This window comes from Psychrobacillus sp. FSL W7-1493 (genome assembly GCF_038004905.1).
Taxonomy (GTDB): domain Bacteria; phylum Bacillota; class Bacilli; order Bacillales_A; family Planococcaceae; genus Psychrobacillus.
In genome coordinates this window covers 1,936,093-1,957,172 of record NZ_JBBOSB010000001.1, presented here as the reverse complement: position 1 = coordinate 1,957,172, position 21,080 = coordinate 1,936,093, and the positions used below count along the sequence as shown (strand labels likewise).

Annotated in this window: 22 protein-coding genes; 2 read left to right on the top strand and 20 right to left on the bottom strand. The window is 39.1% G+C overall.

All coding sequences use genetic code 11. The features are described from left to right. Positions 1-86: 86 nt before the first annotated feature. The 17 genes from hpaD to MKX96_RS09825 form a co-directional block, all read right to left on the bottom strand. Positions 87-1,070: a 3,4-dihydroxyphenylacetate 2,3-dioxygenase gene (gene hpaD / locus MKX96_RS09905; RefSeq protein ID WP_340883424.1), complete on the bottom strand. Its 984-nt coding sequence runs from the start codon at positions 1,068-1,070 to the stop codon at positions 87-89. Between the two features lie 17 nt (positions 1,071-1,087). Next, complete coding sequence (hpaE, locus tag MKX96_RS09900) at positions 1,088-2,599, bottom strand: 5-carboxymethyl-2-hydroxymuconate semialdehyde dehydrogenase (RefSeq protein WP_340883423.1); 1,512 nt, start codon at positions 2,597-2,599, stop codon at positions 1,088-1,090. Between the two features lie 18 nt (positions 2,600-2,617). Beyond that, positions 2,618-3,544: a 2,4-dihydroxyhept-2-ene-1,7-dioic acid aldolase gene (gene hpaI, locus MKX96_RS09895; RefSeq protein WP_340885972.1), complete on the bottom strand. Its 927-nt coding sequence runs from the start codon at positions 3,542-3,544 to the stop codon at positions 2,618-2,620. Positions 3,545-3,584: 40 nt separating this feature from the next. Then, a complete protein-coding gene (locus MKX96_RS09890; protein ID WP_340885968.1) occupies positions 3,585-4,046 on the bottom strand; it encodes a flavin reductase family protein in 462 nt (153 codons plus the stop codon). Between the two features lie 48 nt (positions 4,047-4,094). Next, a complete protein-coding gene (gene hpaB / locus MKX96_RS09885) occupies positions 4,095-5,579 on the bottom strand; it encodes a 4-hydroxyphenylacetate 3-monooxygenase, oxygenase component (RefSeq protein ID WP_251553054.1) in 1,485 nt (494 codons plus the stop codon). An 84-nt stretch (positions 5,580-5,663) separates the two neighbouring features. Further along, positions 5,664-6,044: a 5-carboxymethyl-2-hydroxymuconate Delta-isomerase gene (locus tag MKX96_RS09880; RefSeq protein ID WP_340883422.1), complete on the bottom strand. Its 381-nt coding sequence runs from the start codon at positions 6,042-6,044 to the stop codon at positions 5,664-5,666. An 18-nt stretch (positions 6,045-6,062) separates the two neighbouring features. Continuing rightward, positions 6,063-6,821 (bottom strand): fumarylacetoacetate hydrolase family protein, encoded by a 759-nt coding sequence (locus MKX96_RS09875; RefSeq protein ID WP_340885967.1) that lies wholly within the window; start codon positions 6,819-6,821, stop codon positions 6,063-6,065. Next, complete coding sequence (locus tag MKX96_RS09870; RefSeq protein WP_340883420.1) at positions 6,818-7,600, bottom strand: fumarylacetoacetate hydrolase family protein; 783 nt, start codon at positions 7,598-7,600, stop codon at positions 6,818-6,820. The genes MKX96_RS09875 and MKX96_RS09870 overlap by 4 nt, the downstream gene beginning before the upstream one ends. 12 nt (positions 7,601-7,612) lie before the next feature. Beyond that, a complete protein-coding gene (locus tag MKX96_RS09865) occupies positions 7,613-8,410 on the bottom strand; it encodes an ABC transporter ATP-binding protein (protein WP_340883419.1) in 798 nt (265 codons plus the stop codon). Continuing rightward, the gene (locus MKX96_RS09860; RefSeq protein WP_340883418.1) at positions 8,388-9,437 is read right to left on the bottom strand and encodes an ABC transporter permease; all 1,050 of its coding nucleotides are present in this window, start codon (positions 9,435-9,437) and stop codon (positions 8,388-8,390) included. The genes MKX96_RS09865 and MKX96_RS09860 overlap by 23 nt, the downstream gene beginning before the upstream one ends. Positions 9,438-9,454: 17 nt before the next feature. Further along, positions 9,455-10,429 carry an ABC transporter substrate-binding protein gene (locus MKX96_RS09855; RefSeq protein WP_340883417.1) on the bottom strand — a complete coding sequence of 325 codons (975 nt, stop codon included), beginning with the start codon at positions 10,427-10,429 and terminating at the stop codon, positions 9,455-9,457. Between the two features lie 67 nt (positions 10,430-10,496). After that, positions 10,497-11,933 (bottom strand): dihydrolipoyl dehydrogenase family protein, encoded by a 1,437-nt coding sequence (locus MKX96_RS09850; protein ID WP_340883416.1) that lies wholly within the window; start codon positions 11,931-11,933, stop codon positions 10,497-10,499. After that, on the bottom strand, positions 11,934-13,136 hold the full coding sequence (locus MKX96_RS09845; protein WP_340883415.1) for a dihydrolipoamide acetyltransferase family protein: 1,203 nt from the start codon (positions 13,134-13,136) through the stop codon (positions 11,934-11,936). 12 nt (positions 13,137-13,148) lie between these two features. Next, on the bottom strand, positions 13,149-14,165 hold the full coding sequence (locus MKX96_RS09840; protein ID WP_251553046.1) for an alpha-ketoacid dehydrogenase subunit beta: 1,017 nt from the start codon (positions 14,163-14,165) through the stop codon (positions 13,149-13,151). Between the two features lie 3 nt (positions 14,166-14,168). Then, complete coding sequence (gene pdhA / locus MKX96_RS09835; RefSeq protein WP_340883413.1) at positions 14,169-15,224, bottom strand: pyruvate dehydrogenase (acetyl-transferring) E1 component subunit alpha; 1,056 nt, start codon at positions 15,222-15,224, stop codon at positions 14,169-14,171. Between the two features lie 20 nt (positions 15,225-15,244). Then, positions 15,245-16,384 carry a Leu/Phe/Val dehydrogenase gene (locus MKX96_RS09830; RefSeq protein ID WP_340883412.1) on the bottom strand — a complete coding sequence of 380 codons (1,140 nt, stop codon included), beginning with the start codon at positions 16,382-16,384 and terminating at the stop codon, positions 15,245-15,247. A gap of 38 nt (positions 16,385-16,422) precedes the next feature. Next, positions 16,423-16,818 carry a thioesterase family protein gene (locus MKX96_RS09825; protein ID WP_340883411.1) on the bottom strand — a complete coding sequence of 132 codons (396 nt, stop codon included), beginning with the start codon at positions 16,816-16,818 and terminating at the stop codon, positions 16,423-16,425. A gap of 379 nt (positions 16,819-17,197) precedes the next feature. Between MKX96_RS09825 and MKX96_RS09820 the strand changes: the two genes are divergently transcribed. Then, positions 17,198-17,830, top strand: coding sequence for a GntR family transcriptional regulator (locus MKX96_RS09820; protein ID WP_240949557.1), 633 nt, complete (start codon positions 17,198-17,200; stop codon positions 17,828-17,830). Between the two features lie 28 nt (positions 17,831-17,858). On the opposite strand, the gene MKX96_RS09815 is transcribed toward MKX96_RS09820, so the two are convergent. Then, positions 17,859-18,827 carry an NAD(P)H-dependent flavin oxidoreductase gene (locus MKX96_RS09815; RefSeq protein ID WP_340883410.1) on the bottom strand — a complete coding sequence of 323 codons (969 nt, stop codon included), beginning with the start codon at positions 18,825-18,827 and terminating at the stop codon, positions 17,859-17,861. An 81-nt stretch (positions 18,828-18,908) separates the two neighbouring features. Here MKX96_RS09815 and MKX96_RS09810 point away from each other — a divergent pair, with 81 nt between their 5' ends. Then, a complete protein-coding gene (locus MKX96_RS09810) occupies positions 18,909-19,433 on the top strand; it encodes a gamma carbonic anhydrase family protein (RefSeq protein ID WP_340883408.1) in 525 nt (174 codons plus the stop codon). A 396-nt stretch (positions 19,434-19,829) separates the two neighbouring features. Here the strand turns inward: MKX96_RS09810 and MKX96_RS09805 are convergent, their stop codons facing one another. Together MKX96_RS09805 and paaX are read right to left on the bottom strand one after the other, a co-directional pair. Next, a complete protein-coding gene (locus MKX96_RS09805; protein ID WP_340883406.1) occupies positions 19,830-20,021 on the bottom strand; it encodes a hypothetical protein in 192 nt (63 codons plus the stop codon). Between the two features lie 88 nt (positions 20,022-20,109). Beyond that, positions 20,110-20,991 carry a phenylacetic acid degradation operon negative regulatory protein PaaX gene (gene paaX / locus MKX96_RS09800; RefSeq protein ID WP_340883405.1) on the bottom strand — a complete coding sequence of 294 codons (882 nt, stop codon included), beginning with the start codon at positions 20,989-20,991 and terminating at the stop codon, positions 20,110-20,112. Positions 20,992-21,080: the final 89 nt, after the last annotated feature.

The following is a 21,080-nucleotide window of genomic DNA, read 5'->3' as shown; positions in this document are numbered from 1 at the left end:
AACAGACTGTAGGCAAACACCAACATTCATGGTGTCTGTCTACAGTCTAAAAATTACATACGCACTAATCTCAGATGGATCCATAATTACACTAAAATTTTGGGCTTTCGTTGTTCAAGCTTTGGTTCTTCGCTATTTATTTCTTCTCCGGTCTCAATATCAATAAATGTACTAGTTTCATTGAACCATTGGTCTGGTGCCTGATGTCCCCAGAATGTTTGACGTAGAGGATCATTTAAATCCCAACGCTTTGGCTTCATATCTGGATCGCAAGTCAAATAGTCTCCGGTATATAACTCTATACGATGACCATCTGGATCTCTTAAATATAGAAAGAATGCGTTAGATAATCCATGTCGACCTGGTCCGCGCTCGATACAATCTGCATAGCCCATACTAGCCAACACATCGCAGCAGTCGAGCACGCTCAGCCGGTCAGATAAAGTGTACGCAAAATGATGGAGCTTAGGCCCTGGTCCACTCATGAACGCTTGATCATGAACTGTAGGCTTTCGGAATAACCAGGCAGCCCATAAGTCACCTTCTTCCGTTTCTGTGTATTCGGAACAAGAAAATCCTAAACTGTTTACATAAAAATCATAGGCTTTTTGCACATTTGGTACAGCACAATTGACGTGGTCTATTCGCTGAATTTTTGCTCCGCGATATAGGTCGTATTTTTGAAGCATCCGATCCACGGTAGGCATTTCTGCAAAAAATTCTAGCGGAATACCAGAAATGTCGTGAACTCTAAGCGTTCTACCGATAGCATACTGATTTCCTTTAGGAATCCACTTCGTTTTAAGTCCTATAGCAATAAATAACTTTTCAATGTGCTCTAAATCTTCTTCCTTCATTACCTTGTAACTTAGCACTTCCACAACTGATTTCTCGGCTTTTTTTAGTAATAGACTGTGATGACAATGTTCTTCTAATCCTCTTAGATAGACATGCCTATCATCTCTCTCAGTTTCTATCATCCCCAATCCATCTACATAGAATTTACGAGATAGCTCTAAATCCTTAACATGTAGCACTGTGCGAGCGATACGTATAATGGAAAAATCCAATAGCCTTCTCCTCCTTTCTATTGTTTTCCGAATTGCTGGATATGATGATCCTCAATTGATACGTGAATAATTTTATGCTCCGTGTAAAAATCAAAGCTGTAATGCCCACCTTCTCTGCCTATGCCAGAATACTTCGTCCCTCCAAAAGGGGTTCTAAGATCTCGAACGTTTTGAGCATTTACCCATAGCATTCCTGCTTCCACTTTATGTGCTACGCGATGTCCACGTTTAATATCGTTCGTCCAGACATAACCTGCCAAGCCATAATCAGTATCATTCGCAAGCTTAATGACTTCCTCTTCATCTTGGAACGACATAGCAATTAGAACAGGACCGAATATTTCTTCTTTAGCAACACGCATTTGGTTATGAGCATTTAAAATTAATGTTGGGGGCACAAAATTTCCTTTGGAAAATTCAGCTGGAAGATGTCCTGAGATTACCTCAGTACCTTCATCACGTGCTATGTCTATATAGCCACGTACCTTGTTATAGTGACCTCGATCAATAAGAGGGCCAACCTCCGTAAGGTCATTTAAAGGGTCTCCCACTTTTATATTAGCAACTCTCGTCTTTAACGCATCTATAAACCTGTCTTTAATGCTTTCTTGGACGAATAATCGAGAATTAGCAGTACAGCGTTCCCCATTAAAGGAAAAAATACCCCATACACAGGCGTCTAGTGCTCGCTCGAAATCGGCATCCTCAAAAACAATTATTGGAGATTTGCCGCCTAGCTCCATGGAACAGCTCTTCAAGGTGTCTGCACTATTTTTTATAATAGTAGATCCAGTTGTAGTCTCCCCAGTAAATGAAATGAGCTGTACATCAGGGTGCTTAACTAAAGCATCACCAGCTACTTCTCCCTTACCGTGAACCACATTAAAGACTCCTTTTGGTAGATCTGCCTTATGAATAACCTCTGCTAATAGATTTGCCGATAGAGGAGAAAGCTCTGCTGGCTTTAGGACTACTGTATTTCCTGTAGCAAGTGCTGGAGCAATCTTCCATGTCTCAAGCATGAAAGGTGCATTCCATGGAGTTATTAATCCGGCTACGCCTACAGGGGCATGAATCGTATAATTGACAAATTCGTCATCCACCTGATAGACATCCCCTACCAGACGACTCTCAACCATTCTTGCATAAAAGCGAAAGTTTTCAGAGGCACGGTTTACCATTTTTCTTGTTTGGCTTATTGGCAAACCGGTATCTAAAGCCTCTAAATATGCGATTCGTTCTACTTCCTCGTCAATAAGGTCTGCAATACGATAAATATAAGACAACCTTTTGCTTAACTTCATCGTTTTCCATGGACCATTGTCAAAAGCATCACGAGCTGCTGCAACAGCTTTATCTATGTCTTCCTTTTGGCCTTCCGAGACTGTATTGATTTGCTCGTTCGTAAAAGGATTCATGTTGTTGAAAGTTGCACCACTAGCTGCAGACGTAAACTCACCATTTATATAGAGGGAAATGCTTTGTTGGGTTTCATGCTTGAGTGAAATTAACTCATGAGAAGACACCATGTTCATCACCTTCTTTCATTAAAATTGTGGGGCAGTTTCTTTCGGCAGAATATCTAAGCTTATTAGAGTCTGTCGCACTTCATCCTTTACTGCTTGTGATGGTGGACCTAATGGAAGTCGCAGTTTAGGGTTTATCTTCCCCATCATCCCTAGGGCCACCTTTGCCGGAGCAGGATTCGTATCTCTAAATAACGCATCATTCAAAGGCATTAGTTCAAAATGTAGATCCTGAGCCCTCTCCACATCTCCAGCTGTCCAAGCATTGTAAAGCTCCGCTACTTTAGCAGGTTCTACATTAGCCGTCGCGCTAATAAAGCCTGCACCGCCAATAGCAAGCATTGGGTAACATAGAAGCTCTATTCCTGAATAAAGTAGAAAATCTCTTCCACAATTAAGGAGTACACGATTAACATGCTCAAAATCTTTATTTGCCTCCTTTACTCCAACTATGTTTGGACAAGCTTCAACTAGTCTCTTCATCGTACCGACTTCCATATTTACTGCAGATCTACCTGGAATGTTATAGATGATAATTGGGATCTTCACAGAGTCTGCAACTACTTTAAAGTGTGTATATAACGCTTCCTGATTTGGCTTATTATAGTAGGGAACAATTACCATAGCAGCATCAGCGCCTAGTTCCTCTGCATACTTAGTAAGCTCCATCGTTTCATCGTGGTTGGTTGACCCTGTACCTGGTGCAAAAAATACTCGACCAGCAATTGTTTCACTGGCTAGCTTCATTACTCTTTTACGCTCCTTAATGGCTAACGAGCTTGGTTCCCCACTTGTACCCGTCACAGATATACCGTGACTCCCACTTTCTATTTGCCAATGGATAAGGTTCTTAAAGGATTCCTCATCTATTTCTCCATTTTCTGTAAAGGGAGTAACTACAGGACAAATAGAACCTCTTAGCTTCTTTTTTTCTTCTTCATATGCCAATTTATTCGACTCCTTCCAATCCATTATTTTCTTCCTCCAGCTATTTGATTAACTCTTGATATTTACCTCCAAAAAACAAGAGAGGCTCACTTGGTTCGTGCTTTACCCCTGTTACTTTTCCAATGAAAATAGTATGATCGCCAGCGTCTATGTGGTTAAACAATTCACAAGTGATAACTGCAAGTGAGCTCTTTAAAATAGGGTGCTCCTGATAGTAATCAAATGCTACTTCCAGGTTCGAATTCAACTGCCCGGCAAACTGCTTCGAAAGCTCCAGTTGGTTAGCAGCCAAAATATTTATAGCAAATCGTTTAGATAAATTTATATAAGAATGCATTTTAGCTTTATCTCCGATACTTATAGCCACTAGCTTAGGTTCAAGAGAAACTGACATAAATGCATTCGCTGTCATGCCATAAACTTCTTCCTCTACTTTTGTAGTAATGACCGTAACTCCAGTTGCAAAGCTGCCCATTATCGTTCGGAATAACTGATTATCTATTTCATTTTTAAGCTGTTGCATGGATACACTCCTTTATGAAAATCTTTACTATGAAAGTATGCCTGCTTCCTTTTTCGCTCTATTTAAAAAGCTAGTCACCATATCCTTATACGGTTGCTTATTGAAGCTATCATAATAAGCATTGGACATACGAACCGGATCTCCAAAGAAATAATATTCATATAGAGCTTGTCGATTTCCAAATGCACTGATGGATATATCCCAGCCTAAACGGAACAGCTGCACACGTTCTTCCCCATTTATGTTTGCACCCTGAGTATAGCGATGCACTAAAGAACCTACATCATCATTGCTAAAGTCTGCTTCAGTTGGCAATGCCATTAATCCAGAGGCACCTAAAATTTTGATAATTTCATTCATACGCTGGTACATTTTAGGAAACCAGTTTCTTGCTGCATTTAATGGCTCGAAGTCTGGGGTCATATTGCCGTATTGGTCTATCTTTGCATTATGCTCTGCTCGGTATAAGTGAGAGCGCATCACCTCTAGAATCACCATGATTTCACTGGCCTTTTCCTTTACATGCATGAACTTATCGATACCAATGGCCTCCATCATGCTAATAACTACACCTAGGATAAATTCAGTTTTCACAACGTTTTTAGAGATTACTTGATGCGTCATATGGATAACGGCATTCGTTTCTGCATACGTACGATTACAAATATCGGTGCTTTCACAAACAAAGACTCTCTCCCAAGGCACTAATACATCCTCGAACGATATAATCGCATCACTTTCATCAAATCTGGCACCTAGTGGATGGTCCCATTTACTCTTTCCATAATCAAAAGATTCGCGGGAGAGAAATTTTAAGCCTGGTGTGTTGTTGGGAATAGCAAATGCAAAGGCAAATGGATCGTCCACTGTACCTGGAGTTCGATTTATAGTAGATGGAAATACGACTAATTCATCCGTTATTCCCCCTAGGGTAGCTAGTAGGCGACATCCGTTTATGATAATTCCATCTGTCGTCTTTTTAGTAATACGGGCAGATAAGAAAGGGTCCTTTTGTTCCGATTGTGTTAGCATGGATCGGTTCACCTGCGGATGAATAAGTGTATGCGTAAGACTGATGTCGTTCTCTCTCGCATATTCATAATAATCTTCTGCATTTTTAGCAAATTGCTTACTCCCGCCTCCCTCCTGTGCAAAGAACTTACTTGCTGTTCCAAACGCCATAATGCTTGTGTTTAAATAGTCAGGTGAACGACCCATCATTCCACCCGAAAAAGCTGCCCATTCACTATGCATTTCTCTTCTTTTAAACAAATCTTCCTTTGTTTTCGGTGCGATAAAGGAAAGCCCCACCTTATCTCCGGTAGTTGGTGATTTGTATAACATTTTTTCTGGCTTTTCATGCTGGAGATCATATAAACCCGCTACACTTTCTATCACGTTTTTAAAAGCTGGATGGGTAGTCACATCCTCTACTTTTTCTCCGTGAATCCACACCTCTGTTTGACGATCCTTCACACCTTGGATGTATTCCTTCCCTGTTCGAGCACCCATATTTACAACCTCCTAAATCCGAATTTTCTGAACAAATTAAACAAGAATATATGAAATAATATATGATTTAAAGCATGATAATATTTAAAAACGAGAATGAATATTGTTCTGCTTGTACGTTCCTGAATCACTAAATTCAACCAATTCCATAGACAGTGCTAAGTATCTTTTATTCATCGTTTCATCGAAGTGAGCTTTAATAACCTCGAATATAGCGTCACATACTTCTGCCTTGATTTCTTCAGACCTACCTGCAGCAATCTTTAATGTGGCATGTACAAAGGCATCATCCTCTAACCCATCAGCTACTCGATAATCTGTTAGCTCTATTGCTCTCGATCGAATTCCTCCAATTGGGAATGTATCGTTTCTAGCTATAAGTATTTGATGAACATCTTTTAATAGCTGCTCCACTTTAATGTCTTCCTTTAAGTTGTCTGTGTACTCTACAATAAAATGAGGCAAATCAATTCCCCTTCCGTATTAACTCTTAATGAATTTTTCATCGCCTATAATAGTATTTGCTAGACGACCAACTCCTTCAATTTCAGTCACAATATGATCGCCCACTTTAGTGTCCACCGAGCCTTTAGGTGTCCCGGTTATAATGACATCATTTTCACTTAAGGTCATAAAGCTACTGATATATTCAATAAGTGTTGGAATATCAAATATCATATCTTTCGTATTACCCTTTTGAACGAGCTTGTCATTAACATACGTATATAATGGAAGATTCATTGGATCTGGAATATACTCCTTATCCACTAACCATGGTCCAAGCGGAGTACAGCCATCCCTATTTTTCACACGAAGATTTGGTCGGTAATAGTTCTCGAGGTAATCTCTAAAAGCATAGTCATTTGCTATACTATAGCCTTTAACATAATCGTAAGCGTCTTCTTTTTTTACATGTTTGCCTTTTTTACCGATTACAACAGCAAGCTCACATTCGTAATGCATGTAAGTTATATCAGATGGTCGTCTGGTAAACCCTTTATGACCTACAAATGTATTAGGTCCCTTTAAAAAGATAAGAGGTTCAGAAGGGGCATCAAAAGCTAATTCTGCAGCATGATCGGCATAGTTAAGACCTAAAGCAAAGGTAGTTCGCGGGTTAAGGGGTGTTAACCATGTAACCTCATCCTGTTTCACAATCCTACCATCCTCAAGCTGAAGCCTAGTGTCATATTCACTTGCATTATGAATAGCTCCACCATATGCAACTCTAGCTCTTTTTATAAGAAACACCCCTCTTCCTCTTCCATAATATAGTTTTCTAACGTCCCTATTTCGCTTATATCAATTCTGACCTGATCTCCTACGTGTACTTTAGGAGAAGCTATAGGAATTCCGACCAGTAGGAGGTCCCCAACGTCTAACGTCATAAACTCCGTTATTTCTTCTAGCAATCTAGCAATTGGGCGCACTAGAGTAGACGTGTTTTTTTCTAACTGGAGTTCATTGTTAATATAGACCTTTATCGTAAAGGAATTTGGGTCTATAATATTTTTGGCATCTATGATCCAAGGTCCAATGGCACAAAAACCATCCCTTGCCTTGTATGGCACCGCTGGTCGGAAAATACTATCGTGTGGAATACTGACATCATTTACAATTGTGTAACCAGCAATATAAGAAAATGCTTCCTCCTCTTTTATAGCAATCGCCTTCCTACCGATAACTACTCCTAACGATGCTCCAACTTCTAGTGTAGAGACCCCCTTTGGCATAGGAATAGGAGCACCATGAAAATTGATTGTATTTGCCGGTTTTATATACAAGATAGGCGCGTTAGGAGGAGCAGCATAAGGTTTTTGATGAAGCTGCTCTTCTATGGCTGTAAGATCTTCTTTATAGTTAAGTATAGTTCCGTACACTGTCCCACAAACGGGTGAAGCAACAGGGTAATCCTTTAGCCCATTTCTTTGTCCATTTAAGTAAAACGAGTTAGTTAGAGGATCCACCTCAACTGTTTTTAACTCGTTTAGATGACGAAGCTTTATGCTTGCCGAACTCATCTGCATACCTCCTTAGACCGATAACAATGCTTTATCGCTTGTTAACTTCTCTCCCCGGATTCGTTGGAATTCATCCATAAGCTTATTGATTGTTAAAGTTCTTTTCTCCTCGGCATCTATTTGTAAAATGATTTGACCTTTATCCATCATTATTAATCGATTGCCTAAATCTAAAGCCTGCTGCATATTATGCGTGATCATCAACGTCGTCAACTTATCCTTTTCCACCAGTTCCTTTGTAAGACTCGTAATGAGTTCTGCTCTGGAAGGGTCGAGTGCTGCTGTATGCTCATCTAAAAGTAAAATGGCCGGCTTTGTAAAGGTTGCCATTAATAAGGAAAGTGCCTGCCTTTCTCCACCAGACAGCAAACCTACTTTTGCATTTAGTCGATTTTCTAAGTTGAGATGTAACGTTTCCAGAGAGGTCCGGAAAAAATCACGCCTTTTCTTATCGACACCAATTTTGAAACTTCTTTTTTTATTTCTTGAATAGGCCATCGCAAGGTTTTCCTCTATAGTCATCGTTGGAGCGGTTCCAGCCATCGGGTCCTGAAAAACTCTACCAATCATTTGAGAGCGTTTATATTCAGGCATTTTAGTAACATCCTTTTTTTCAATCTCTATTGTTCCGAAATCTGGAGATAGAGCACCTGATATCATGTTAAGCATAGTTGATTTACCTGCTCCGTTACTGCCAATAACTGTCATAAAGTCACCCGGACGGAGCTCAAGGTTTATTTGGTCTAATGCTACCTTTTCATCTGGTGTTGCTTCATTAAAAAGCTTATTAATCTGATTGAGCTTTAACAATAGCTGTCCCCTCCTTCATCAATAAGGATTGGTTTTCTCGAAGTCTTTCAGAATGTCGCTTTGCCTTTCTATTTTTTTCCCTTTTCTTTTCTAAAAACTGTGGTAGCACTAGTGCTCCTATAACAATTACCGCGGTGATAAGCTTCATATCACCTGTATCCAAAAAGTTTAAACGGAGAGCCAGTGCAAGCACGATACGATAAATTATCGCTCCAGCTATTACTGCTAATGTTGTACGGACAATCGTTTTTGTTCCAAAAATAGCTTCACCAATAATCACAGAAGCAAGACCAATCACGATCATCCCAATCCCAAGGCCAATGTCAGCAAATTTAGCATACTGAGCTATTAAGGCACCTGAGAAAGCAACAAGGGCATTAGAAAAACCAAGACCTATAATGATTAAAGTATCTGTATTGGCTGATAGACTGCGGATCATTTTCTTATTGTCACCAGTTGCTCTGATCGCTAAGCCTATCTCGGTCTTTAAAAACCAATCTACTATGATTTTGATAAGGATTACTACAATAGCCATCAGAAACATAGTTCCCCATGTAGATGGAACTCTTTCTACTCCAAGCATTTGCAAAAAGCTATTGAGTGCGGAATCTATACCAAGCCCACTCCAAAATGATTGGAACTGAACAAAAAGAGTTTCAGCATTCAACAGGGGAATATTAGGACGACCTATAGAGTTTTCAGAGGTGAGCCCCATAATTCTTAAATTAATCGAGTACAGTGCAATCATCATTAATATCCCAGATAGAAGGGGATTTATCTTTCCCTTTGTATGCAGTAACCCAGTCATACAGCCTGCTATAAAGCCAGCTAATATAGCCATACTTGTTGCCAATACGGGATGATACCCAAGTATAATCATCGTAGCAGCAGTCCCTGCCCCTGTTACAAAGCTACCGTCAACCGTCAGATCTGGAAAATCTAGCACTCGGAATGAGATATACACTCCAAGTGCCATAATTGCATAAATGATTCCTTGTTCCATTGAGCCGAATACTGCTGAAAACATAAAGAATCACCTCCTCGTTATTCGCTCATTTCAGCTTTCCACTCGTCTTTAATATCCACACCAATTGTATCTGCAGTTTTCTGGTTCATTATTAATTTCAGCTTTTGAGGTACCTGTACTGGGATATCAGCAGGCTTACTTTCCCCTTTTAATATTTTGACTGCCATCTGACCAGCCTCGTAACCAATATCGTAGTATTCAAATCCATATGCCCCTAAGCCACCACGCTTAACCGAATCAAATTCTCCTACCATCACAGGAATTTTGTTTTCATTTGCTACTGAGATTACCGATTCCAGTGCAGAAACAACCGTGTTATCTGTGATGATATACATAGAATCGACTTTTCCTATAAGTGATTCCGTTGCTTGTTTTACATCAGCAGTTGTAGCTACTGATGCTTCTACAACCGTCATATCCATGTCTTTCAGTAACTCCTTAACGGAGTCAACTTGAGAGCGTGAATTCTGTTCGCCTGAGTTAAATACCATCCCGACTTTCGTTGCACCAAGCTCTTCTTTTAAAAATTTCATTGTATTAGCAATAGCATCCGGATGGGAATCAATAGTACCCGTGACATTACCGCCTGGCTTTTCCATCGATTCAACTAGCTCTGCACCAACTGCATCCGTAACAGATGTAAATACAATCGGTATGTCCTGTGTTGCACTAAGTGCAGCTTGAGCACTTCCTGTTGAGTTTGCAAAGATTAAATCGACGTTGGAGCTAACTAGGTTTGTAGCTATAGTTGTGTTATTATTACCGTCTCCTTGCGCATTTTGAAAATTGTATTCCGCCTCTATTCCTCCATCCTCTAAAGCCTTTTTAAAGCCGTCATAAGCTGCATTTAAGGATGGGTGCTCCGCAATTTGAGTAACTCCAATATTATAGGTTTTGGACGAAGAAGCTTTCTCACCCTCATCTCCACAAGCAGCAAGTAACAAGGATGCACTAGCTAATACAGTTAAAAAAACCTTCCATTTTTTCTTCACGTTATTTCCCCCTCCGACTCTTTTAGTTATTTAACAAGCTTCTGGTAAAATAGTTTATAGCCGTAGTTTAACCAATTACCACTTCCTTCTTTACTGGAGCTAGATGAATCGCTTGTCCAAGCAATCCTTCAACCGATTCGAGTAGTGCCTCATTTATGCCTGGGTGCACGTAATTTGGAAATTTAATATCCTCCTCCTTCGCAGCCATCTCTAATAGTTGTAAAAAGGAGCCTGACAATTCGATAGCGCCATCGCCAATCATATGAATTCCTTGAATTACTTCAGTCGTAGAATCAGAGATTACCTTTATAAATCCATCTCTTTTCCCAGTAATTGTGGAATAACCATTACCGCCAAGTGGAAATCTACTTGCACGTACAGAAAGTCCTAGGTTATTTGCCTGTTGTTCCGTTAAACCGACAGATACTACCGGTGGAATTGTATGAGCACAAGTGGGGGCGATTGTTATGTCCACCTCTGGTCTTTCTCCCGCAATGAAAGATACTGCCGCTTTTCCTTGCTTGATAGCCTTCCAAGCAAGCAGGGGACCACCTGTTACATCTCCAACTGCATATATGTTGGGGATTGAAGTTTCTAAACGATTGTTTACTTGGATAAATCCATTTACACCTAGATCCATGCCCAGACGCTTCAACCCAAGCTCTTCTACGTTTGAGACCCTTAGCTCAGGAACCACTAAACAAGAAGCCTCAATTGTTATTTCTTTATGCTGATTGGTTAACACCGTAACAGAGAAACCGTTTAAATCCTCATGAGTCCCAATAATTTCTTTTTTCTCTACTACTTTTATTTTTCTCTTTTTAAATATTCTTAATAACTCCTTATTGACCGATTCATCAAAAGGTAGCCCAGTATCGGATTCTATTAATAAGGTTACTTGTGTGCCAAGTGCTGCCAAGCTTGAGGCCGCTTCTAGGGCAATATAATCTTGACCATCAATGATTACATCTTCAGGCAGCTTGCTTAGTTGAAACAGTTCAAACGGATATAGCACATGAGGACTCTTAGAAGTTATATAGCTAGGAAGTATATTTTTACTGCCTGTAGCGATAATTACTTGGTCAAACTCATACATATCGAATTGGTGACCATTTTCCACACCAATTTTATGCTTTGCTATAAACGTAGCTTTCCCTTGAACGATTTCTACCTTATTCGCCTGGCAAAGTCTTTCTACACCTGACCTCAGCTGTCCGATTACATCCTTTTGATATTCAAGTAATCTCTGGATATCTATATCTCTTCCAGCCGCATCAATACCAATCTTAACTAGCTGATCCAACTCGGAACGTTTCGAGCTTGCAAAAGTATAAACCTTTGAAGGTATACAACCTTCGTTCAAGCACACTCCTCCCAATTTTTTTTGCTCAATTATAGTAACAGAAAGGCCAAGCTGAGCACCTCGTATAGCTGCGCTGTATCCTCCTGGTCCACCCCCAATAATGATTAGATTTCGTTTATGGCTTATTTCTCCTACAACCATCTAAATCATCTCCAAAATTAGTTTATGTGGATGTTCGATCAAACTTGAAAAACGATTCGTGAATGCAATTGCAGTTGCACCGTCTGCTACGCGGTGATCAAATGACATGGATAGATTCATGATGTGTCCAATAACAATCTCATCCTGCGCATTAACGATTGGCTGTTTTTTGGTTTTATGGAATGCGATCAGTGCCGTCTCTGGATAATTGATAATAGGAGTGGCGGCTATGCTGCCTAAAGGTCCTACATTACTAACTGTAAATGTGCTGTTTTGCATTTCTGATGATTGAAGCTTTCCTGCTATGGCCTTTTGTGTTAATTCTTTTATTTCTTGATTTATTTGTATGAGAGACTTTTTATCGGTATCGTGGAGTACAGGGACAATCAGTCCGTTTTCTGTGTTGGTGGCTATGCCTATGTGATAGCTTTTCTTGAGGAGTATCCGACTATTTTCTTCGTCAAGCTCGGCATTGAATATCGGAAAATCCTTTAAGGAAATGACAAGTGCTTTCAAGAGAAAGGCTGGAATACTTATGGAATGACCAGTGGCTTTCATCTGTGCCTTCATTTCTAATAGATTAGTCATATTCACTTCGTCAAAATGGGTTACATGTGGAATGGTAAAAAGTGATTTCTTCATATTTTCAGCAATCTTTTTTCTAATTCCTTTATAGGGTATTTCATCTGGTTGCGTTGGAGTAACAATCTTCTCAGGTATAATCTTCTTCTCTGTTTTATGATCTATAAACCTCATAACGTCCTCTTCTGTAATTCTTCCTGAAGGATCTGAAGGTGTCACATCCTCTAAATTGATGTTATGTTCCCTAGCTATTTTTCTTGTGTAAGGTGTAGCTAGTATTCTCTTATAAGTGAACTCTAAGGATTTATCTTCTTTTAAGGGCTGGTTACAGCTAGTCTCTACTGATATATCCTTTGACGACTGCTCGGTTGAGGAACCCCCTCCGCCCTCACTTTCTAAGGAAAGAAGACTGGTACCTACTTTAACCATTTCTCCTGCAGCAATTCGAATCTCTTTGACAATACCAGTACAAGGAGAGGTAAGTTCTGCAACCATTTTATCTGTTTGGACTTCAACTAAAGGCTGGTCCGTTTGCACCCTATCACCCACTTTAACTAAATAGTGGATAACCTCTCCTTCAGTCATTCCTTCTCCTATATCATGTAATTTCACATCAATCATTCAAAACCCTCCTTAAAAATGAATTACTTTATCAATCCCCTCCATCACTCTAGCGGGAGTAGGTAGATAATGCTCTTCTAAAGTAAAGAATGGAACAGGAACATCAAAACCTGTAATTCGCTCAACAGGTGCTCGCAAATATAAGAATGAGGTATCGTTAATAATAGATACGATGTCATTACCTAACCCACCTGTAGGATGAGCTTCATGAATGATTACTGCTCTAGTTGTTTTTTGCACAGATTTGGCGATTGTTTCCCTATCTAATGGATAAAGCGTACGTAAATCTATTATTTCGCAATGTATTCCTTTTTTTCCTGCAAGCTCTGCAGCTTTTTGAGCGATTGAAACCATTGCTCCCCAAGCAATGAGGGTTACATCTGCCCCTTCTTGGACAACCTTCGCCTTTCCAATTTCCACTTTATATTTATTTATTGGAACATCCTCTCTCACCGATCGATAGTTCTTCATAGGCTCTAAAACAAGAACTGGGTCAGGATCTTCCATTGCAGCTATTAACAATCCTTTTGCATCATATGGACTGGAAGGACAGACTACCTTAATACCAGGCATATGAGTAAATAGGATTTCGGTGCTGTCCGAATGTATTTCCGGTGCACGTATCCCTGCTCCATAAGGTGCACGAATAACCATTGGCACTGTAAAACGAGACATAGACCTCATCCGAATTCTCGAAGCATGTGTCATGATTTGCTCATATGCTGGATAAATAAATCCTAAAAACTGAATTTCAGCTATTGGTCTAAATCCATTTACAGCTAATCCAATAGAAGTACCTATTATTCCTGATTCAGAAAGAGGAGTGTCGATTACTCGATCAGCACCGAACCTTTCTTGGAGTCCCTCAGTAGCTCGAAAAACCCCACCATTTTTACCCACGTCTTCACCAAGCACAAGTGTAGATTCGTCCTCCTCTAGTAGAACACGCATCCCATCGTTTATCGCCTGGATTAATGTCATTTGCTTTGTTGTCTCTTGTGAAGCACTTGATTGTTTTAACTGGGTCATTGATCATTGCCTCCCTAAATATGCAAGATACGCATCTTTTTGTTCGGTTAGCTGAGCAGGCATTTCAGCAAATACATGGTTGAAAACATCCTCTACGTTAGGAGGTGGGAAATTTTCCATTTCTTCTACAGCTGCATCTATTTCATTACTAATCTCCTCAGTAGTAGCTTGCAACCATTCTTCATTCCAGTAACCGTAGTTTTTCATAAATAACTCTAGTCTTAAAAGGGGATCCACAATATGGTCTCCCATGGTAGCAGCTCTATATTTGGATGGGTCATCTGCAGTCGTATGGGCACCTTTTCTCCATGTGACAGCCTCTATTAAGGTAGGTCCATCCCCTGCTCTTGCTTTCTCTACTGCTTTAAGCGTTTCAAAATATACAGCAAGGCTATCATTTCCATCTACTCTAACACCAGTCATTCCATAAGCCACTGCTTTTTGCGCAATGGTTTCTGAATTCATCTGCTTTTCCGTAGGAACAGAAATTGCAAAGCCATTGTTTTGATTGAAAAAGATAGCAGGTACTTTAAAGACGCTAGCAAAGTTTAATCCTTCATGAAAGTCTCCCTCAGAAGTAGCTCCATCACCAAAATAAGCTATCGCTATATTTTTTGTGCCTTTTCTTTTTTCTGCCCACGCTGCTCCTGCAGCATGGGGAAGCTGAGTTGCGATTGGCACAGCGGGAGGGAATATGTTTCTATTCTTCGGGGAAAAACATCCCTCAATTCTTCCATTCCAGTATAAAAAGGTTCTCGCCATGCTCTTACCAAATGTTAAAGTAGCTCCATGATCACGATAGGTCGGAAAAACCCAGTCATCTTCTGTTAATGCAAGCGCACTACCAACCTGAGATGCTTCTTGCCCCTCGAATGGTGCATAGGTTCCTAATCTACCTTGTCTTTGTAGGTTGATAGCCTTCCGGTCGAACGTTCGAATGCGTAGCATGTGAAAGTAAAGTTCCTTGACTAAGCTTTCCTCAATTTGTTCTTTGAATTGTTCATCTAGTAGTGTCCCTTCATCATCCATTATTCTTTTTAAAGGATAATTATGCTTCACTTAGCTTCCCTCCAAACGACTTATTTGCGAATACTCCACTTTGGCTTTAATGGTGCTGAATAAAAGTTATTGCGAGCTTTTCTGTTCTTAATACGCTTTTCACACATCGTATTTGCTGCTTCTTCCGTTGTATTTCCGGTAAGGGAAGCCTCCTTATATACCTCTAATAAGGTATGATATATCTGCTTCGTTTTAGCTAGAACTCGCTCATGGTTAAAGCCATATAGTTCATCAGCCACTTGAATCAGACCGCCTGCATTGACGATATAGTCTGGTGCATATAGTATTCCTTTTTCTCTGAGCATTCTTCCATGTCGATCTGCTAGTAATTGATTGTTGGCAGAACCTACTATTGCCTTTACTCTCAACTTAGGAATCGTCATATCATTTATAATTCCTCCATGTGCACAAGGAATAAAAACGTCAGCATCAGTAGAGTAAATTTCATCATTCGATACAATCTTTACGTTTCCCTTTAAATTTGCTGAAATCTGCTGAATGGAATGAAGGCTTTCGTCATTTATATCAGCCACAAAAAGGTTCGCGCCAGCTTCTAGTAAACTAGTGGCAACTTTATAGCCTACTTTTCCCAGTCCTTGAATTGCATAGCTTTTCGTTCCGAGTTCTTCATCTACAAATAGTGTTCGATTTGTAGCTTTTAATCCATTTATAACTCCTGCTGCTGTTGGGATCGATGAATCCCCTCCACCACCATAAGCCTCAGGTAGTCCATTAATGAAATTAGTTTCCTTCATCGCATGTATGAAATCTTCCATCGTCGTGCCCATGTCTGTACCTGTGTAAAAACGGCCGCCAAGTGAATTGACAAATTGACCAAATGCTCTGAATAGCTCCGGTGATTTATCCTTTTTAGGATCACCAATAATGACTGCTTTTCCTCCCCCAAAGTCCACATCTGCTGCTGCACACTTATACGTCATACCTTTTGAAAGCCTTAGAACATCCTCGAGCGCATCTTCCACACTATTATAAGGTTGCATTCGACATCCACCGAGAGCTGGACCGAGGGTCGTATTATGGATAGCGATAATCGCTCGTAGGCCAGTAGTGGGATCATTACAAAATACAACCTGCTCATGAGAAGCCATTCGATCGAAAAGCTCAAATTCTTTTGTCATTGATAATCTTTCAGCTAGCATTAGATCAGTTCCTCCTTAGGCAATTTCAGTGTATATTCTTACGCTGTAGCCTCGTTCCATTTTGTTTTTATTGTAGCCTTTGGCAAAATAACCTGAGTTACCTCACCCAGACCGATAACTCCAGCTTGACTCTCAGCTACCACTTTTGTTATTACTTTATTGTCTCGAAGCTCTGTAACAGTAGCAGTTAAAGTAACCAGACTTCCATAAGGAGCGGGTGAAACATGCTTGATCTTAACTGAAGCTCCCATTCCCTCTTGTTCAGCGCTTAAAAAAGGTAAAATTATTTTCCTAGAGACCCATTCCATATGATATGTCATACTCACCGTCGAATAGACAGGGTGTACTACTTCTCCTTCAAATGCAGCAAACATCATTTCTGTAACTGTGATTTGAATGGTCTCTTTACTCCCAATCTCTAAGCCTTCTAACATATAACTCACCTACTTTAATCATTTAGTTTTTAAAGAACACACATTACACTATTGGAAGCGCTTACAAGCAAATGAAATGAATAACTCCTTTCTTTTATTGAGCACGCAGGAGAAGTTTCGTTAAATATTTACAAATATCATATATCATTTTATATATTATTACAATATTTTATCAGAATTTATTTTATTATCAGAATATATTTTTGATATTATGTTCTACTCTCCTAATAGGAATCATATAAATCTCCCTATTTTCTATATATAGTTCGTATCTTGACAAAATAACTGTATTAATTGTTTCAGTAATTTTTAAATAATCTATCTATTTATTGATTTCATATATTAAATGATATACAATTCGATTATTATGAAAACTAATATGAATAAACGCCAATATGCTTACAAAGTTATTCGTACAAGAATAGTAGATGGTACTTACGCACCTGGTCAACGAATCATTATCAATCAAATTGCAAAGGAGGTCGGCTCTAGTCATATTCCGGTCAGGGAAGCAATTCATCAGCTCGAATCAGAAAAGCTTCTTGAATTTAAACCTAATATCGGAGCAATCGTCAAAGGAATTGACAATCAACTATATAAGGAATCATTAGAAGTACTCGCTTTACTTGAGGGCTATGCTACGGCCATTAGCGCCACAAGCATTACAGCTGATGGTATTACAAAGTTAAAAGAAATTAACAGAGAAATGAAAATTATGCTTGATAACTATGAATTAGATAAACTAGGAGCACTTAATAGAGAATTCCATTTTCATATTTACTCATTTTGTCCAAACGAATTACTAATAAAAAATATTGAAGAAACATGGGGTCGACTAGATATAGTGAGACAGGCTGGTTTTACGTTTTATCCTAAGAGAACCCCCCAATCCATTGAAGAGCATGAGACCCTTATACAATTACTAGAGGATAAGGCGAGCAGTTCTTCAATCGAGCAATATGCTAGAAATCACAAACTAAAAACGCTTGATGCCTTTAAAATGAGAAGTTAAATTCGCTGACCAGAGGTGGTCTTCGTTTTTAGCTTTCTTTTTTTAATTGTCTAATTTCTATTAAATCATTTTGAAGTTTTTGTTCTGCTTCGATCATCATTCTATTGAACAAATCTTCTACTGAAGGCAGATCATCCAACAAACCAGCTATTTGGCCACTGTTTAAAAAACCACTTTCTAGGTCTCCCTCTATTGCTCCTTTTTTATGGTGCTCCTCCGTCGTACTTTTTAAATAATCATCGATAGTCAGCCCCTGTTTTTCTCGGTCCATCAACCGACTCGCATAAGGAGTATTTAACACTCTCCGAATTCTACCAACACTTCGCCCAAGCAATAGTGTATCTAAATCACTAGCTTGAATTACTCTTTTTTTATACATTTCATGAAAGGGCGCATCTTTCGTCGCCACTAGCCTTGTTCCTAGCTGCACCCCACTAGCACCTAGGGATAGTGCGGCCGCCAATCCTTTCCCATCACCAATTCCTCCTGCTGCAATAACAGGTATCCTCACATGTTTTACTAGCTGAGGAATTAACGTGAAAGTGGTCAATTCAAGACTAGAATTAATACCTGCTGCTTCAAAACCTTCACCAACTATCATATCTGCCCCTGCTTGTTCTGATTTTAGCGCCTGTTTTACAGAAGCGACAACAGTCATCACTTTAATCCCGTTTGCTTGTAATATAGGAATATAAGGTGCTGGGTTTCCAGCCGATAAAGATACAATCGGTACTTCGTGTTTTATAACAAGTTCTATCAGTTCTTCTACAAATGGTGAAACATTAATGGCAATATTAATAGCAAATCTTTTTTCGGTTATCTCTTTTGTTTCTAGTATGATTTGTTCCACTTCTTTTGGTGTCATCGTACCGCAACCAATTGTACCTAAACCACCAGCTTCAGACACTGCAGCTGTAAGCTGAGCGTTACTTATGTTTCCCATCCCTCCCTGAATGATTGGATAGGAAATACCTAACAACTTACAAACGTATATCATTTTTTATCCACCCCTATAAAAATATGTTATATTATAATTAGTAGAATGACAATTGCTAATATTTAAAAAGGAGGAAATTATTTGATTATTTCATTCAAAGGAAAGTCACCAAGTATAAGTGATAACGCAATGGTTGCACCAGGAGCGAAGATTATTGGCGATGTACGAGTGGGTGAGGAATCCACTATATGGTTTAACTCTGTTTTACGTGGTGATGAGGCACCAATAACGATTGGTAATAGATGTAGCATACAGGACAATTCAACGATTCACTTGTATGAAGATGCTCCAGTTATTATAGAAGATGAAGTGACTGTAGGACATAATGTCATTCTACATGGCTGCAGGATTGGTAAACGGTCCATTATTGGAATGGGATCTACTATTTTAGACCATTCCGAGATTGGTGAGGAATGTATCGTAGGGGCTAACACCCTAGTGCCCTCAGGTAAAAAATTTCCTCCTCGTTCATTAATCGTCGGCTCTCCTGGAAAGGTTGTGAGGGAGCTTAACGATAAGGATCTTGAGCTTATACAACTATCAATTGATACTTATGTACAAAAAGGGTATGATTACCGAGAAATTTTTGAAGACACTTTGTCGTAAAGCTTAACTTTCTAAGCAAAAGCAGTAAGTATTACTAATATTATTAATACTAATTCAAAAAGAAGCTGGGATGAAACTGGTCAATAAATTAAAAAAGGTGAAATCGGCAACTTGATTTCACCTTTTTACTTTTATAGCTAGCTGATATCTTGTAAGAAATTTCTCCACTATATTTGTTTGGAGAGGAGGCAGCGACTCCTGGGGGAACAGCGCGAGCTGAAAGCCCCACAGGAGCAAAGCGACGAGGAGATTGAAGCCGTGCCCCCGGAAAGCGCCTGCCGTATCGGAAAACAACTGCATGTATTTGAATAGAAGTCCTAAAACTTTGCCAGGTCGTAGGATTTGAGAGGTTTTTATTGGAAAGAGAGTTTTGTCCCAGCCCCCTTTTCGTTTATATTATATCCCATCAAAAAGATTTCCTATCGCTCTACCAATACCTCGAAGTATCCAAAAAACAAAACGAATTGGCAGTATAATAATATCAGCTAAAGTGAAAAAAAAATCAAAATAACTCCACTTTGATACTTGGATATTATTCTTTTTTCTTTTAATACTTAGCTCTTTTTTACGCTTCCTCCACTCCATCATCTAAGTAAACCTCCATTTTGTATTCATATACTTACGAATAACTGTTAAAGAAGTTTCTACTATTTAATTATTAGGAATAGCACTACTCCTAGAGTTCTTTTAATAGAGGGTGGTAATTAACATCATATTCTTCATCTCTTCTTTTCAAATCATTATCCTCTTGGAAAACACCCTCAAAAAATTCACTAGCTAATGGTGCAAGTAATTTATAATATTGCTCGAACAAAAGAGCAGCATGATTTCCGTTCCAGATCTCTGGCAATAGCTCCTTCGGAAGACCAGGATCAATAAAAAGAAACTTTCGGTATTCATGGACTAACCTTGTTCGTTCTACAAAACAGTCTGCAGAGGACATTTTATTATCATTTATCATACTTTGATGCACAATATACTGATGACTATAAGCTGTTATAAATTCTTTATACTTTGCTTCTATATCAACAAGTGGCCAGCTTTTTTCAACTAAAGCTTGGTTCTCTTTTGGACCTTTATAGTCAGATACAAAAAAGTCTACATACTCGTGTATTTCATATTTATCTATTAATAATTTTACTTCTTTTTCTAGATTATTCGGAGAGATCCAGCATCCACTAGAAAAACTTCCAAAACCACTCCAAAGCAGCTCTTTTCGAAGCTCATCTCTTATTTGTCTTTTTTCCTCGGGAATTGTGTACATTAACATACGCCATTTCCCATCCCATTCGTTAGGCATAAGCTTAAATATTCGATTTGCCGCTTCTTCCATTCTTACTTTGCCTCGATTAGTTAGAAAATAATAGCTTTTATTACCTTGTTTTTCAGACTCCAACCATCCTTGTTTCATCATTCTAGAAACTGCTACGCGTACGGATTGCTCATTATGTCCGAATTCCTTGAGTAGGCGAATCAGACTTCCAATCCATATTTTATTGCCGTAGTGCCTTATATAGTCACCATAAACAGTGAAAATCATTGACTGTGTATTAGACATGTTATTAATCACTCATTTCTATTTTACCTAATTAATAATATATCACTTTTTCAGAATTTTTTCTTTAATTTGTTATAAGAGTATACTAA